The sequence below is a fragment of the Spirosoma profusum genome, assembly GCF_014699005.1.
GTDB lineage: Bacteria > Bacteroidota > Bacteroidia > Cytophagales > Spirosomataceae > Spirosoma > Spirosoma profusum.
Window position 1 is genome coordinate 96628 of the sequence record NZ_JACWZY010000025.1, and the last position, 16433, is coordinate 113060.

Genomic DNA, 16433 nt, shown 5'->3' on the forward strand with positions numbered 1-16433 from the left:
ACGAAATCGTTCAGAATGAGGATGCGTTTACAATCTTCCCATGTATGGATCTGTGGTACTTTCTCTACCGGTTTCTACGTGGCCAGCAAACCGTTTTACTGCTGCCGTTTTCCCAATCGTTACGTTGAAGTCATACCATCCATGGCTTTGGAAGAGCGGAATCGTGGTACGTACCGATCCGTTTGCTGCTACGTTAATTTCGATTGGTTTTCGTTGGTAAGCGTTGTCTATTAAATGTACTGTCTGAGCAGCGCTTTCCCGATTGTGAATCTCAACTTGCAGATCGCCAGTAGGTTTACCCGCTTTATCTACTACGTAGGAACAAATCGAATGAACGTTTAAATCCTTCCCATCACCGGCGAACTCCCTGAAAAATCCATTTGGTCCGTAAACGCGGAGGTGGTATTTACCACCTTCAAAATCGGCTAGATTCCAGGTGTCGTCCAATTTGTCTCCGGCCCGCACCGCGTAATTCCAGACTTTTAAGGGGTCGTTCTGATAGGGATTCATGGCATAGATCAGGAATGGTGAACCAACTGCTTTTTTGCCAAAAACCTTGTTGGCGGCATTCAGGCTGATTTTGAACGTTCGCCGATCTGCCGCCAATTCTCCGTCAACGTATAACTCATACGGAATCGCGCAGGATGGGCGGGTTCCCGGCTCCTGTTTGGGTAAATTTGGAGACGTAGCCGGATTTTTATTGATCACTGAAACGTCTTCGGGACTAAGTGCTTTAAAATTGGCAGGAACTTCTTTGAATTGTGCCTTGTGAATAGTCGTCACAATCTCGTCCCGGTTTACTGGTTTCGGTTTTTTGTAAGCAGTCGGATCATAAGGCTGAAAAACCGTACTGATATTCCCGCAAATCGTCCTCCGCCATTCGGTAATGTTGGTTTCTTTGATCGCCTTCTTTGCTTTGTGACTCGTAAATTCTTCTAAAAACTGAATGATGGACGTATGGTCAAAAACCTGAGAATTCACTTTCCCACCCCGCGACCACGGAGAAGCAATGACCAGCGGTACCCGGAAACCAAGACCAATCGCGCCCTCCCGCGCATTAGCTTTCGGAACCTGCGATAAATCCTGTTCAAGTGTTACGTACTCGGCTTTAATATCGATGCCAGCAGATACCTTACCCGTGTTTTCCTTTAAGGGATTGGGAATGGAAAACGGTGGAATGTGGTCATAATACCCATCGTTTTCGTCATAGCACAGGATAAAAATTGTCTTTTTCCAGACCTCCGGATCTTTCGTCAGAATATCCAGAATCTCGGATACAAACCAGGCACCGTACCAGGGCGCGGACGGGTGATCTGAAAAGTTTTGAGGGGCCGTCAGGTAAGAAACGGTTGGCAACTTTCCTTCCTGAACGTCCTTGCGAAATTGGTAGAAAATATCGCTTTTCGGTACGTTAACCTTTTGCTGTTCAGCGCCATTCTCATAAGAAATGCTACTGAGCGTGAGGTAATCAGGATCATTTACGTTGGTCTTAAACGCCCGGCTATGAATTCCCTGCTCGGTGGCCGACAGCTTTTGGAAATTCTCGGCACTGTATTGAACAAGTTCGGCCTCGTATTTCCCAAGCATCGCCCGCTTCCCTTCGTGCAATTTGGCAAGCTTATCCTTTTCGTCGCCCGTAGCCGCTGCCAGTTGCTTTTCGGATTCAGGCAGTTGTTGTTTCAACTTCTCAATTTCACGCTGAATGAAATGAAGGTATTGTTTTGAGAATTTGACGTTGTACTGCGCATGTCTTTCCAGCGGATTACAGCCAAAATTTCCCAGCCACGAACCTACGGGCGTATTGAACTGCATCACCGCACTCACCTCATTCTGGTAAAACCCCCAGGAAATACCCGCTTCCTCCAATCGTTCAGGAAAGGTTTTCCACTTAACTGGCTTATTATACGAAAAATAGCTGTTACGTACCACCGCCAGCGAATCCATCGTGGGCTGTTCCCGGATCGTGCCCGACCATAAATAATAACGGTTGGGATGGGTTGGCGTCATCGACGAACAGAAATTCTGATCGCAAACTGTAAACGCATCGGCAAGCGCATAATAGAACGGAATATCCTGCCGGTCGTAATGGCCCAGCGTCAGCGGCATGTCCGAATATTCCTTATGGCCTGATCGCTTCGAGGTGAGCCACTTGTCATATTTCCCGCCGTTGTAGGCGTCGACCTGTGACTCGCGTGAGTGCGGCAGATCGTGCATCCAGGTAGCCTTTGTACCCTTGATATTCAAGTGAAACGGCGCATACGTATCGCCTTTATTATCCGTCTGCAACCAGACTTTATTTTTGTTTGGCAGTGAGATCGCCCTCGGATCGTTGAATCCGCGAACCCCTTGCAGTTTTCCGTAGGTATGGTCAAAGGAGCGGTTTTCCTGCATCAGAATCACTACGTGTTCCGCGTCCAGATAGGTGGAATTGGCCGCCGGATTGATGGCCATCGCCTTTTGTATCGATTCAGGTAAAAATTCCGCCAACCCAATACTGCCAGATAATAATGCAGCCTTTTTAAGAAATTCTCTTCTTGAATCCATAGTGAGGGATGCTTATACTGAATTAGTCGCTCTCAACTGTATAAAACCACGAGATTAAAAAAACTACCAATAAAAGTTAGTCTTAAACTGGACCTTTTTAAATAAAACAATACGTGCCTTGGCAATATACAAATAGGACTATCCTACCTTATATTATCAAATTGTGTCGATTGATACTGGGTACAACGAAGCAACTTGACGATTATCAAAAGAAAAGGGTAAGCGTTATCGTTAATGGGTTTAGTAAGAACCTATTCGCGTTCACACATGGCAGATCAGCCCAACTGGCTTTATAAATTAGGGAATCTACTCGTGCCCTCCAGCCAGAGCCAAACCACCTCTATCGCTACGGTAACGAATAAACGGATCTTAACTGAATTGGTGAATTCGTTTGAGGATTCCATAAGTCGGGAGTCTGTTGGATCAAGTATGCTGTTCAATGCGCACTTTCTGATTATCCTGCATCCGGATACCTACGAAGAACGCCAGAACGCATTTCCGGTTATTGTCGATGAAGCGGTAAAGGCATTTAAAGCCATTATTGAGTTGCACAAAGGCCAGTATGAACGGGTAGCGCCAGTTGCCTCCAGCTGGTTTTTTAAATTTGGTGGCGGACGAGAGTTTGGTGGGGAAACGGTCTCTCCGTCAGATATCTACGTAGTGGGTGCGCTGACTGGAATTTTGCCCGGTAATGAACAACGCCAATCCCCGGATAAGCTGCACGTAACGCGCCGTGTCAAACAAACCAATCGCTACGAAAAAGTCGATGTTGACTTCAATACATTTCAGCATATCGACTTTCGCGAACCGGGGGCGTTTGTCGTAAAATTTAAATTTGATACGTCGCCCATCCAAAACGAACGGACGCCAATGCCGGGATCAGCCACCCGAAACGTAGCTGATTTACCACGTAGCATTGCTGCCGGACTGGCCGAAATAACGTATTATATTGCCGAGTTAAACAAAGAAGATACGTATCTGATGCGCGACCGGGAAATTGTGGTAGCCCGGGAAGAGCCCGATAATCAACATTTCCCGAACTATCTGCTCCTTGAATCGGCCTACGTATCGAACCCGCACGCACGCATTCGGTATGACGACGCAACCCAAATGTTTCAGCTCGCATCGTTCAGTCGAAATGAAACCCGCGTGAATGAACAGCTCATTCCACGTAGTGAACCTGCTAATCCACAGTGGTATACCTTACCCGACAAGGCCCAGATTCTGATCAATAGTATGGTTACGCTAAACTTCCAACGTACTACGTAAGCATGATTGATGCGCTACTTGTTTTCGTGTTGCTCCTGTTTGTTGTGTTTCTGGTCTTGAAACATTTTCAGGATTTACCACGATAAATAAACAATACTATTTCTGCCAGGATGAGCAGTGGATTTTTCGACAGAGCCAATTTGCTACGTCGACCTGACTGCAAATCCTGCAATTCGCTACTGAATGAATTCATTGGAATTTACCGGCAAGACCGACGTAGGCCAGCGCCGAACCGATAATCAGGATGCCTTTGTCTGCTCAACGATTTGGGCAGAAACGAGTGCATTGCTGGCTGTTATCGACGGTGTGGGCGGCTATGCCGGGGGCGACCGGGCTGCGGCTATCGCAAAGGAGTCGATTGAACAGTACATGGCCACGCCGAACGGTAATCCGTTGTCGATGCTGCGCGAAGCGGTTGTGTTTGCCAATAACCAAATCAATACCCAACGACATCAGGAGCGTCAACTGGCACAAATGTGTTGTGTACTGACCACCGCTGTAGCTGATAGCCAGTCGGGTAAGTTGTACTACGTTCATGTGGGTGATACCCGTTTATACCGATACCGTCAGGGAGTTCTCGAAAAACTGACGTACGATCATTCCCTGGTTGGTGTGCGGGAGGATGCCAATGAACTTACCGAAGCCGAAGCGATGGCGCACCCGCGACGTAACGAAATTTTGCGGGACGTCGGCTCAGAGGAGCATCGGGTAGATGACCCTGATTTCCTGGAGTCGGGGGAAACGGATTTTCTGCCGGGCGATACGTTGCTGCTCTGCAGCGACGGCCTGACCGATATGATTACGCAGGCGCAGATCAAGACGGTTCTGGATCAAAAACGAACGCTTGACGAGCAGACAATCGAATTGATTCGGAAAGCCAATCTGAAAGGTGGTAAGGATAACATTACAGTCGTTCTGGCTAAAAACAATACGTTAGCGGCCAAACCTCCGACGAGTGCAACCAAGGTTGTCGACGTACCAACACCGAAATTACCACCTGCTATTGTTCCTCCTATTTCGCAAGAGGAATCGTCTGCCGAACCAAAGCCAGCTAAGAAACGCTCAACTGGATTACTGGCTCTGTTTGGATTGTTGACCATCGGACTGATTGCCGCAATTGTATGGTATCAATATCAGCCATCAGGCCAATCTGATACGTCAGCGGATAGTGTGAGAACGATCACCACTCAGCCGAACGTAGCATCGGCGGTAGCGGAAACAGGAGTGAGGTTTGATTCACTGCTACAAATCGCTTATCGTAGTAAAGACCATCGTCTGGTTTTGCCTGCCGATACGTTTCGACTTACCAAAACTTTGCTGGTAACTGATTCCTTGCAACGTATCACGGGCGATAACCGGCTGACAGTCTTGCTGCCCGCCGACTCAACGCAGACATACGTAGCACTACGTATCAACCGTTCAGGAACTGTGAACCTGGAAAATATGGTGATCAGTGGGTTTAAGACGGGTATCGAAACAACGCACGATGCAAAGTTGCAGCTTTCAAACGTGTACTTCAAAAATGTGGGTTTGCCTATAAGTGCTTCTGTTCGGCAGGATACGTTTCGTAAAGCCGTTGTCATGATGTCGGTACAACATGGGCCTGATTCAACCAAAACAAGACGCCGTTAATGTCCACGATTCGATTTGATACGCGGTTTCCGGGCTACGAAGTACTAAGCGAATTAGGACGTAGCAACGCACGCATTCTGAAGGCGCGTCATCTGGCAACGGGCGATCTGGTGGCGATTAAGCATTTTGCGCTCAATACTGACGCCGAAACGCTACGTCGGTTTGAGCGGGAATCGGCTATTATGACCAGCATTGCCCATCCTAATATCGTAAAGGTGCGGGAGGTTCGGCTGGAAGCTGAGTTGCCTTACCTCGTCATGGAACTCATTGAGGGGGGCAGCCTGAAGCAACTCATCGACAGCCAGGGTGCGTTGGATGTACCAACAGTCAGTCGGTTAGGGTTGCAAATGGCTAGTGCGTTTAAGGCGATTCATCCACAGGGCATCGTTCACCGTGATATTAAACCCGAGAATATTTTGTATCGCCCTCTGCCCAGTGGCGAGCTGCATTTTCTGCTTACCGATTTTGGCGTGGCCCGGTTGCACGAGCAATCGAATACGATGACGGGGCAGTCGCTGATGACCTATGAATACGCGTCGCCGGAGCAGTTTAACGATCCACGTAATGTTAGTGTCGCAACGGATTATTACTCCTTAGGTGTGGTCTTGTATGAATGCCTGCATGGAAGTGTACCGTTTGCGCTGGATGACCATACAGGCATTGTGACTTTCATGAATAAAGTGTTGACGGAAGCTCCACCCGCCCTGACGATTTCCAGGAACGACCAGACTCTTAGCCCGTTTACAGATTTACTTCGGGGGTTGTTGCAAAAGAAAGCCGCTGATCGACTGAGCGATCCTGATGAGTTAACCTGGTTGATTAAACAGGCCGAACTAGCTTATTTTCAAGCCAACCGCACCAGCTCTACACGACCGTCAACGCCCGAGCCAACAAAGCCCCCGATTATTAGTGAACCTAGCCAAAATGCGGTTAACGTAGCATCTGTTACGTTACCGGAAGAGAAGCCAGTGCCAAGACCTACCCCTCGTCAGCCAATGTCAGGTGGACTAAAATGGGCTGCACTTGCTTTGGCTATTTTGTTAGGAAGCGTCGGCCTGTACTACGTTGTTCTCAAGCCAAAAACCAATACACGTACAACAATTGCCGATACGTCAATCCCTAGCACTGATACGTCTGGGAGAGTCAATTCTAACGAAGAAACGATACGTCGTCAACAGGAAGAAGTGGAGGCCGTACGACAGGAACAGCTCAGACAGGAAGCTCTGGCTGCGGTTAAGAGGCTGACTGTTAAGGTGAATGATTATCGGGTAGGCTTATTCGGCGGGATCAAAAATGTGCAACTTCAATTGAGCAACCCGAGCCAGATTACCTTTTCGTCGGTTGCTGTTAAAGTGAACTATTATAAAGATGGTGGAGGGCTGTATAAATCTGAAAAGGTGTATTTCAGCAACATCGGCCCCAATTCGTCGCTAATCGAGAACGCGCCCAATAGTGATCGGGGGACTAAAGTTACCTACAAAATTGTCGAACATCGGTTTGCCCAACCTCTGGATTCACTGATGACAACTGCTTCATCAGACTCGCTAAATTAATTGACTCATGCCAACTGTAAGTGTCAATACGCATTTTCCGGGTTACGAAATTATTGGCGAATTAGGACGTAGCAACGCGCGTGTTTTGAAGGCGCGTCATCTGGCAACGGGCGATTTAGTCGCGATTAAACACTTCACCGTCAATACGGATGCTGATACGTTGCGCCGATTTCGTCTCGAATCGCAGCTGATGACCGATATTCAGCATCCGAACGTAGTACGTGTGCGGGAAGTGCAGCTGGACATGCCGATGCCGTTCATCGTAATGGAATGGGTGGAGGGCGGCAACTTGCGTACGCTTCTCGGCGAACAGGGCTATCTGGACGTATCAAACACGATTCGACTGGGGTTACAAATGGCCGAAGCTTTTAAGGCGATTCATACTCGCGACATTATTCACCGCGATATCAAACCCGAAAACATTCTCTTCCGACCGTTGCCCAGTGGCGAACTTCATTTTCTCCTGACGGATTTTGGTGTGGCTCGTCTACGTGAGCAATCACAAACGATGACGGGCCAGTCCTTAATGACTTACGAATACGCGTCGCCGGAGCAGTTCGATAATCCACGGGGCGTTGATGAGGCTACAGATTACTACTCGCTGGGTGTGGTTTTGTATGAATGCCTGTCGGGCAGGGTGCCGTTTTCGATGAGTGATAGTGCCGGGATCGCTACGTTCATGGGGCATGTTCTGCGAACACAACCCCCAGCGTTGTTGCTGCCTTCAGGTCAATACGTTCCTCCAAGTCTGGATGAAATTCTGGAATCGACATTAGTCAAAAATCCATCTGAACGACTTCGTGATGCCAACGAACTTATATTTCTGTTGCGGCAAGCCAATCTCGAACAGTTGCAGACAAACCGACCTGCGGAACGTCAGGTACGTACTTCTTCGCGTACGATGGCGGCTCCTGTACAGATGCGTCAACCGGTAACGCCAGCCGTACCTATACCTGATTATGAGCCCGAGCGCCGTTCGAACGGATGGGCGATTGGACTGGCTTTTTTTATCGTTACGTTATTGATTGGACTGGCTATTCTGTACAAGAATTATCAGGATAAAGCCAATCACAAGAAGGCCCAAATTGTAGCTGATTCAACGTTGACAGTGCCTGATTCAGCTTATACCGATACGATGGCAGAAGATACGACAGAGGCCTCATCAGGCTATCTAATCGAGAATCCAACGGATTCGACTGCAACGGAAAGTATTCCGGAGTCAGTTCCCGAACCGCCTGCATCAACGTCATCCGTCTCCGATTCATCGAAAGCGGTCGTTGATTCAACAAAGTCGTCTAACTAACGTGAACTGTGGAAATTCCCAAGATTAATAACTTGATTTTGACTGCATTGCTGGCGCACAGGGCTTCGACAGGCTTAGCCTGACAGGCCAGCTCGATCCAAGAAATTTAAGTAGCCTGTCAGGCTGAGCCTGTCGAAGCCCTGTGCGCCAGCAATACGTTTACTTAGCCATAATTCACGTTAACTAACGGGCCTGTAATTTACTGCAACACCACAACATGAATGTTTCTTCTGCCCCTTCCGGGCGTTTGTATTTGCTTGGCTCAACGGTTCTTTTGCTACTTCTCTTTGGGCGGTTGTATATGAACCTGTCTCCCGCGTTGAACCAGGCTAAAGAAGCACTGGCCAGCGGGCAGGCATTAACACTCGACTCAGGGTTGAAATCAGCGTCAATCCAGCGACTTCTCAACACGGGTAATTACTATAGCGACCCGAAAGACGGAGACTTGATTGCTGATACGTTGGCTGCCAAGCTTCGGCAAAATGGCTCGCCTGATAATCTGGGAACTTTAAACAAACGGCTGTTTTCAGTGCAGGCTCCTGTGGCCTGGCGCAGTCGGATTGGTGGTGTCGACTTTCAGAGCCGGTTGCAGGTATCCCGCCAGCAAATGGGCTTCGACTCGGTGCTTTACATTCGCGAACTAAATAACCCTAAACCATATCCCGGTACCGTTAACGCAGGAAGTGGAACGGAGTCAATATCGGGCCGGGTTACGCGCGACGAAAAACCGATGGTGAACGTATTGGTTCAACTAAAGCGCCATCCTGCCACCGCCCAACCCGATACGTTACCTGATCGGTTTACGTACGCCCGAACGGATACTGATGGAAAATTTTCATTTACTGGTTTGTCGGAAGGTTCGGGATATAGCGTTGTTCCGCTTAAGCCCGGTTTTGAATTTGGGAGCCGACGGGGTACAAACCACTTGACTAGCGATCAGTCGTATACTTTCACCGCTCGTCGGCATCAACTGCGCCTGATTGGCTCAACGGTTTATGGGCAACTCAAGAAAGACCATGCCTTTATTGTTCGCACGCCAACTGCGTTTACGGCACAATTCTGGACCATTGTGGTGCTGTATATGCTGGTTTTCTGGCTTGTGCAGGGTTTTTGGGATATCCGACGCTTTCAGCCCGATCCGCTATTATTGCCCATTCTGATGTTATTGACGGGTATATCGGTGCTGACGCTTTTAGCCATTCAGGACCCGTTGCAGGATATACTTTACGCCTGGCAAACCTTGCAGGGCGTTGCAATTGGTCTGGCTGGCATGACGATTTTATCGCAGCTAAACATTGGGCGTTTTTACGCAGATTGGCGCTACGACTGGCTTTTTACGTTCCGAAATCGAAATTCTGTACGTTTGTCGGGCTGGACGTGGTTGGTGCTTGCGGTTGTTCTTGCTACGTTAACTTTGCTCATCGGTTCGGGGCCGGAAGGAAGTGGTGTGCGGGTAAACCTGTCGATATTAGGACTGACATTTCAACCCAGTGAGATCACTAAATACCTGCTGCTGATCTTCTTTGCGGGTTTCTTTGCCGCCAATGAACAACAGATTCGACAACTGCCCGATCTGCGATGGCGGTTTCAGGTAAGTTTGGGGGCATTGGCTGGTGCTGGACTACTCATGCTGCTTTACCTCCTGCTGGGCGATATGGGCCCTGCCTTAGTCGTCTGTTTCACGTTCCTGCTGTTTTATAGCATCGCTCGCGGAAACCTGCCACTGACGTTGGTAACGGGCTTTGGTTATGGCGTATCACTCTGGTTACTAACCGGTTGGGTCGCTACGTTGCTCAGTTTAGTAATGCTAATCGGGTATATGTATTGGCAAGGCGAAGCGCGTTCGCGGACAAAATTAGGCTGGGTCGCTTTGCTCACCGAAGCTCCTGTTTTACTTCTTCTGGTAATGGCAATGTTCGCTTTTGGTGATCAACTGCCGTTTGTAGGAAGTCGCCTGGCCGACCGGAAAGCTATGTGGCTCAACCCCTGGAATAACGATGTGTACGGGGGCGATCATCTGGCGCACAGTTTCTGGGCATTATCATCCGGTGGCTGGACGGGACAGGGATTAGGAAAAGGATTCGCGAGTGCCATGCCGGCCGCCCATACCGATATGATTCTGCCTAGCGTAGGGGAAGAATTAGGTGGCTTGGGTGTAGTGGCCGTTTTTCTGCTGATGGGAATCCTATTACACCGGATTTTATTGCATGCCCGACGAGCAGGCCAGCCCTTTAGCTTCTTCCTGGTGGCCGGTATCGCGATCGCAACGGGCGTTCAATTTCTGATTATTGCTGGCGGCTCCATTGGGTTATTACCTCTGACAGGAATTAGCGTACCGTTTCTGAGTTATGGCAAAATTTCATTGATTATCAATTTAATGGCAATGGGCGTCGTGTTTAGCGTAACGCATCGGCCGGGGCAGGTTGAGCAACGCCAATACCTGGAGAAGCATTATGACGTAGTATTGATGACGGGCATTGCCGGGTTTCTGATTGGCGTATTAGTTCTGATCGGTCGCCTGTTACCAATTATCGGCTGGCGGGGTAGTGAGTACATTGTGCGCCCTGCTCGTGTAGTGACCCGCAACGGTGACCCTGTATACAGCTACAATCCGCGAATCGAGCGGCTGACCCGTGTGCTGGCGGCAGGAACTGTTTATGACCGAAACGGTCTGGTACTGGCAACAAGCTCTCCCGAACAGATTAGTCAGCAGTCGACGCGACTTCGGGAAAGTGGCCTGAAATCGGAGCAACTTCAAACGCTCACGCAAAAACGATTGCAACGGTACTACCCGTTTGGCGAACATCTGTTTTTCTGGACCGGCGATTTGAATACGCAACTGTTCTGGGGTCAAAGCAATGGGTATTATGCCGAGGCAACCCATTTCAGCGAATTGCGCGGCTTCAACAGTCGCCCGAGAAAAACGACTCTCATTGCTACCGACTACCAGGCCGACCGCTTCAGCCCTACAGTTCAGCAAACGCGTACACTTACCGCTTATGATTATAGTGAGTTGGCTCCAGCCTTACAGGCCGGAATAGATAGCCGAGAAGTTGCCGAACGTAAAGCCAAAAACCGTGACATTCATCTGAGTATCAACGCTGAATTGCAGGTCGCGTTGCAGAAGGCTTTGGCTCAATCTGAATACAACAATAAACGGCTTTCGGTGGTAGTGCTGGATGCAAGTTCGGGTGATGTAGTGGCGTCGGCGGTTCACCCATTACCGAATCTTAAAACGCCCGAAGTCATGCTGTTGTCAGATCGGGACCGGCTGAAACTACCGTATCTGGTGACTGAACGCGATCTGGGTATGACGTACGCAACGGCTCCCGGTTCAACGGCTAAAATCCTGACGGCGATGGCTGCGTTTAATAAATTGGGTTCGTCGGCGTCGGCGGTTCGTTATCCAATTTCGTGTCAGGAAATTATCCGACGTAGCACGCGGGAATCGGAACCCTGTGGAGAAACGGTCGATATGCGGAAAGCGATTGTTCGGTCGAGCAATGTCTATTTTATTCGAACGGCTAATGATAACACGTTGGATACTGAACTGGCCGATCTCTATTTGGCCACGGGTATGAACGTCGATTTAATTGGCGGCTACTCCTTTTCGGATACGCATACCGATGACGAACGTGTTCAGATTCGGCAGCACTGGCGCGACTCATCCTTTGTAGTACGTCGGAAATTGTATCAGAGCACCCAATATCCAAGACGATACCGGAGTGAGCTTTCAGGTCTGGCCTGGGGGCAAGGGCAATTGACTGCAACTCCTGCATCAATAGCCCGGATGGCAGGAGCCATTGCGAATCAGGGCATTTTGCAACCATCGCGCTACGTTCTGGATAAGGCAGGAAAACCACAGGCGATCAGTGCCGGAAAGCACGTAGCACGTCGGCCAGATTATGCAGAGCAGCTAGAAGAATTCATGATTGAACAATCGAATCCATCAGAGGGACGTAGTAAGATTAGTGTCGCACGGGTGGCGGGTAAAACCGGTACGCCCGAACGTATCGTGCAGGGTGTTCAGCGGAATGATGGCTGGTACGTATTTTTCGCCCCTACACCCGATGGTCGGTCGCATACGGTTGTTTCCGTACGTATCGAGTTAGGCGAATCCTCCGCCGATGCGGTCAACGTAGCGAATAACGTAGTGGCTCCCATTTTGAAACAACGTAGTTATTTGGGAAGCTTTTAACAGTGTAACAACTACCATGAATCTACTAGAAAAAGTCAAAAATTTATTCGGATTTACACCAGCGGAACAGGAGCCTAATCCGTCTATAATTACGCCAAATGAACGTAGTGAATCCGCTCCCGTTACGTCAAAATCGACACAAACTGGTCCTCCGCCAGCTGCTACGTTACGAGAGCAGGTAATGCGGTTTATAATCGGTAAACTTCGGGCCTATCAGAATGAACCGGACACCGCTCCTATCGGGCTTCGGTTATCTGTCTTATGCACAAATCCTGAAGATGAAGATTTATACCGGGTTGTTTTATGGACAAATCAGCCGGGGAAATTTCAGGCTGAACTGGCTCGTCAACTGGCTGATAATTATATTACGTTACCCAAAAACTGGCAGTTTGAGTATGCCTTTTTCAATGATACGTTGCCTGATACTACGTATCGTGAAGGTAATCTGGGTTTGTTCGTCGTTGATAAATCAAAACCGGACAGCTCACCGCTTCTGGCAAGGGTAATTGCTCTGGTGGGTCAGTTAGAACAGGATGAATACATTCTCGATTCGGCTAAAAACACTACGTTCTGTATTGGGCGTGGCCGGACTACACAGACTGCATCGGGTCGGGTTCGGACCAATGACATTGTAATCTTAAATGACGACGATCCCGGCTTCGACCCTCAGAAAGGTTCTGGAAATGGAGCAGTTAGTCGGGCGCATGCGGCTATTCGCTATGATCTAGTTCAAAATCGATACGCACTTCTTGTCGATCCTGGCGGACTACCTGCGGGAGGTAACAAAACGAAAATTATACATCCAAACGATTCCAGGGAGCGGGCCGATATTGCCGGCATGAGTTACCCACTTCAAAGCGGAGATCAGATTGAGTTGGGTGGCGAAGTTATGCTGCTGTTCGAGCTTCTCTAGGCTCAGCAGGCGTTAAGCATGGTTTTCAGTAAATCTCTGTGAGTGAACCCTTTTGGTAGTTCTAAACGAGCGCTAAATTTCGTTAAACGTCTGGTTCTACCTGCATGAAAGCCCTTTCTCTGCTTTGCCTTTTCGTCTTTTTCCCTTTGTTACTATTGGCCCAGGTAACAGAGAATTACCCTGTTCATCCCGATGCCCAACCACAGGAAGGTGTTCCCAAGGGCGAAGTCCTCAAATTTACGTTTGAGACATCCAAAATCTTTCCGGGCACCTGGCGTGAGTACTGGGTGTACGTACCCGCTCAATATCAGCCTTCTCAACCTGCCTGCGTTTATGTAAATCAGGATGGTGTTCAGTGGCAGGCACCCGCTGTATTCGACAATCTGATCCATAAAAAAGAAATGCCCGTTACCATTGGCGTATTTGTCATGCACGGTCGCGTCAAAGCGGCTAAGCCTGATGATGCGCTTGATCGGTTCAATCGGAGTTTCGAGTACGATGGATTAGGGGATAATTACGTCCGATTCCTGCTGGAAGAGCTTCTTCCCGACGTAGAAACCCGAAAAACGTCAGATGGACGAGCGATACGACTTTCTCAAAAAGGTAATGACCGGGCAATTGGCGGATCAAGTAGTGGAGCCGTTTGCGCGTTTACGGCCGCGTGGGAACGCCCGGATGCGTTTAGCCGGGTATTCAGCACGATTGGTACGTATGTGGGTTTACGCGGGGCCGATCGCTATCCGACCCTGATTCGGAAGGTTGAACCAAAACCGCTACGTGTCTTTTTGCAGGACGGCGCCAACGATCACAACATCTACGCAGGCGACTGGTTTATGGCCAATCAAATGATGGAAAGAGCGCTAACGTTTGCGGGCTACGAGGTGCAGCACATTTGGGGCGAAGGAGCTCATAATGGCAAACACGGCATGGCGATTTTCCCCGATGCCATGCGCTACCTCTGGAAAGGCTGGCCCGAACCTATCAAAACGGGAGTTTCGAAGAATCAGATGCTTACCGATATTTTAGTGCCCAATGAAGGCTGGCAACTGGTTGGCGAAGGGTATCGATCGGCAGAAGGACTTAGCGCTAATGCCAAAGGAGAGGTATCTTTTACGGATGGACCAGCGGGAAAACAATGGAAAGCAGACCTGGATAATAAATTAAGTCAGGTTGGTGGTAAAACCGTCCCGACCAGTAATGGACTCAAGGGGAATTTTAGTGTCATGGCCAGCAACGGAAATAGTTACGTCACCAGTTCGTCGATGAATGCCAATGGGTTAAGTGAGGTATGGCTGATTCGACCCGGAGGAAAAAGGGTTAAGGTCGATACCGGGCTTATGCTCGCTTCGGGTGTAGCGCTTTCTCCAGATCAAACGCTGCTATACGTAGCTGATAATCGTTCCCATTGGGTGTATAGTTTTTCAATAGCGACCGACGGAACATTGACTAATAAGCAGAAATATTACTGGCTCCATTCGCCCGATACAGCCGAAGATGCTGGTGCGGAAGGACTCAAAACGGATCGCGACGGGCGATTGTATGTGGCTTCACGAATGGGGGTTCAGGTGTGTGATCAGGCTGGCCGCGTTAACGTCATTCTGCCCACCCCCAACGGAAAAGTTTCCAGCATTTGTTTTGGCGGAGCAAATTTCGATTTGCTCTACGCAACCTGTGGCGATAAGGTGTATCGACGTAAACTAAATGCAAAAGGAGCCAATGCGTGGGAAAAACCCATCAAGCCAACTGCACCAAGATTATAAGTTGATTCAACTGTATAGTAGTGCCGTTGTAGCCAGCATTAATAATCACCTATAGACTTGAAGTCTATCAATTTCCAGTTTCATGCCTGATCACTTCGACCCCGCACCCATAACCCGTCATTTGCGGGCTATGTATAGTTCCCGGCTTTTAATCGCAGCAGTTCACCACATCCCTGTTTTTGAGGCATTAGCCAATGGACCACTTTCCATTGCCGAACTGAGTCAGCAGCTCAACCTAAGTGAGCGGCCAGCCAATGTACTCTTCCCGGCTCTGTGTGCGATGAATATGCTAACTTATAATCAGGCGGGACAACTTATGATTACCGAGCTAGGTCGCTACCTGACCCAAAGCCATGAGTCTAATCTGATAGGGTATGTCGGTCTGGAAAAAGAGGATGCCGGAGTGATTGAAATGGCCCTCCGGCTCCGAAACGATGGCCCGCTGGAAACGCCGGACGGCATCTCATACATCAAAGAGGGAGAAGGTCCTTCGCCTATGGATGACCCCGGGCTATCCCGTAAATTCACATTAGGCCTGGCCGGACGTGCTCGTCATTTGTCGCCCATCGTAGCCGCTAAAATGACTCAGCGCTCAGGGCATCTGCTGGACGTAGCATGCGGTACGGGATTGTACACGTATGAATGGCTACGTAATAATCCCACCTCAACAGCCACTCTTTTTGATCGCCCGGCGGTACTGGACGTAGCAGGTGAACTTCTTGAAGAGTTTGGGCAGAGTGGTAAGCCAGACGCGCAAAGCGTTCAGGAGCGTGTTACGTTTCTGCCGGGGGATATGCTGACCGATGACCTACCCAAAGCAGATATTCTTTTAGCGGCCAGCCTGTTTCACGATTGGCCAACGCCCACCTGTCAGTTACTGGCTAAACGGTTTGCCGGAGCCTTACGGGCCGGTGGTGAACTGTGGGCGCACGATGCCTTTTTGAACGATTCACTGGATGGTCCGCTGGCGGTTACGGATTATTCAGCCCAACTTTTCTGGGGTACGAAAGGTCGATGCTACAGTCGGGCTGAATACCGGAGATGGTTTATCGAAGCTGGCCTGGAACCGACTAAAAAGGCCATTGCTACCGAAATGGACTACGGACTAATCTGCGCACGTAAACCCGACTGATACGTTACTGAACTGAAGTAGTACAACGTGAATACTGGCTAAGTTAGTAATGCTCTGTAAACGAGTTGGTTATTTGTCTATCAATCCATTATTCATGGTAGTATAACGTGAATAATGGATTGACGATTT

Annotated in this window: 10 protein-coding genes; 8 read left to right on the forward strand and 2 right to left on the reverse strand. The window is 49.1% G+C overall.

Annotation, left to right across the window (positions count from 1 at the left end; translation table 11 throughout):
• Window positions 1-27 precede the first annotated feature (27 nt).
• Entirely contained in the window at window positions 28-2544 is a 2517-nt protein-coding gene (locus tag IC229_RS24715; RefSeq protein WP_190889952.1) for a phosphocholine-specific phospholipase C, read from the reverse strand.
• Between the two features lie 267 nt (window positions 2545-2811).
• On the opposite strand from IC229_RS24715, the gene IC229_RS24720 reads away from it, so the two are divergent.
• Entirely contained in the window at window positions 2812-3813 is a 1002-nt protein-coding gene (locus tag IC229_RS24720; RefSeq protein ID WP_190889954.1) for an FHA domain-containing protein, read from the forward strand.
• A gap of 67 nt (window positions 3814-3880) precedes the next feature.
• On the opposite strand, the gene IC229_RS35800 is transcribed toward IC229_RS24720, so the two are convergent.
• The gene (locus IC229_RS35800) at window positions 3881-4006 is read right to left on the reverse strand and encodes a hypothetical protein (protein ID WP_262893408.1); all 126 of its coding nucleotides are present in this window, start codon (window positions 4004-4006) and stop codon (window positions 3881-3883) included.
• Between IC229_RS35800 and IC229_RS24725 the strand changes: the two genes are divergently transcribed.
• The 7 genes from IC229_RS24725 to IC229_RS24755 all read left to right on the forward strand — a co-directional run bounded on the left by IC229_RS24725 (window position 3997) and on the right by IC229_RS24755 (window position 16304).
• Window positions 3997-5445, forward strand: a complete 1449-nt coding sequence (locus IC229_RS24725) for a PP2C family protein-serine/threonine phosphatase (protein ID WP_190889956.1) — start codon at window positions 3997-3999, stop codon at window positions 5443-5445. The genes IC229_RS35800 and IC229_RS24725 overlap by 10 nt on opposite strands.
• Entirely contained in the window at window positions 5445-6998 is a 1554-nt protein-coding gene (locus IC229_RS24730; RefSeq protein WP_190889958.1) for a serine/threonine protein kinase, read from the forward strand. The genes IC229_RS24725 and IC229_RS24730 overlap by 1 nt, the downstream gene beginning before the upstream one ends.
• 7 nt (window positions 6999-7005) lie before the next feature.
• On the forward strand, window positions 7006-8301 hold the full coding sequence (locus IC229_RS24735; protein ID WP_190889960.1) for a serine/threonine-protein kinase: 1296 nt from the start codon (window positions 7006-7008) through the stop codon (window positions 8299-8301).
• Between the two features lie 217 nt (window positions 8302-8518).
• Window positions 8519-12499, forward strand: coding sequence for an FtsW/RodA/SpoVE family cell cycle protein (locus IC229_RS24740; protein ID WP_190889962.1), 3981 nt, complete (start codon window positions 8519-8521; stop codon window positions 12497-12499).
• Window positions 12500-12515: 16 nt separating this feature from the next.
• The gene (locus IC229_RS24745) at window positions 12516-13412 is read left to right on the forward strand and encodes an FHA domain-containing protein (RefSeq protein ID WP_190889963.1); all 897 of its coding nucleotides are present in this window, start codon (window positions 12516-12518) and stop codon (window positions 13410-13412) included.
• A gap of 104 nt (window positions 13413-13516) precedes the next feature.
• Window positions 13517-15172, forward strand: a complete 1656-nt coding sequence (locus tag IC229_RS24750) for an SMP-30/gluconolactonase/LRE family protein (RefSeq protein ID WP_190889965.1) — start codon at window positions 13517-13519, stop codon at window positions 15170-15172.
• A gap of 82 nt (window positions 15173-15254) precedes the next feature.
• Window positions 15255-16304: a methyltransferase gene (locus tag IC229_RS24755; protein ID WP_190889966.1), complete on the forward strand. Its 1050-nt coding sequence runs from the start codon at window positions 15255-15257 to the stop codon at window positions 16302-16304.
• Window positions 16305-16433: the final 129 nt, after the last annotated feature.

What these genes read in the sequence shown, in the direction of transcription:
- IC229_RS24720 (WP_190889954.1), top strand. Translation starts at nt 2,812, where the DNA reads ATGGCAGATCAGCCCAACTGGCTTTATAAATTAGGGAATCTACTCGTG.
- IC229_RS24740 (WP_190889962.1), top strand. Translation starts at nt 8,519, where the DNA reads ATGAATGTTTCTTCTGCCCCTTCCGGGCGTTTGTATTTGCTTGGCTCA.
- IC229_RS24730 (WP_190889958.1), top strand. Translation starts at nt 5,445, where the DNA reads ATGTCCACGATTCGATTTGATACGCGGTTTCCGGGCTACGAAGTACTA.
- IC229_RS35800 (WP_262893408.1), bottom strand. Translation starts at nt 4,006, where the DNA reads ATGAATTCATTCAGTAGCGAATTGCAGGATTTGCAGTCAGGTCGACGT.
- IC229_RS24725 (WP_190889956.1), top strand. Translation starts at nt 3,997, where the DNA reads ATGAATTCATTGGAATTTACCGGCAAGACCGACGTAGGCCAGCGCCGA.
- IC229_RS24715 (WP_190889952.1), bottom strand. Translation starts at nt 2,544, where the DNA reads ATGGATTCAAGAAGAGAATTTCTTAAAAAGGCTGCATTATTATCTGGC.
- IC229_RS24735 (WP_190889960.1), top strand. Translation starts at nt 7,006, where the DNA reads ATGCCAACTGTAAGTGTCAATACGCATTTTCCGGGTTACGAAATTATT.
- IC229_RS24755 (WP_190889966.1), top strand. Translation starts at nt 15,255, where the DNA reads ATGCCTGATCACTTCGACCCCGCACCCATAACCCGTCATTTGCGGGCT.
- IC229_RS24745 (WP_190889963.1), top strand. Translation starts at nt 12,516, where the DNA reads ATGAATCTACTAGAAAAAGTCAAAAATTTATTCGGATTTACACCAGCG.
- IC229_RS24750 (WP_190889965.1), top strand. Translation starts at nt 13,517, where the DNA reads ATGAAAGCCCTTTCTCTGCTTTGCCTTTTCGTCTTTTTCCCTTTGTTA.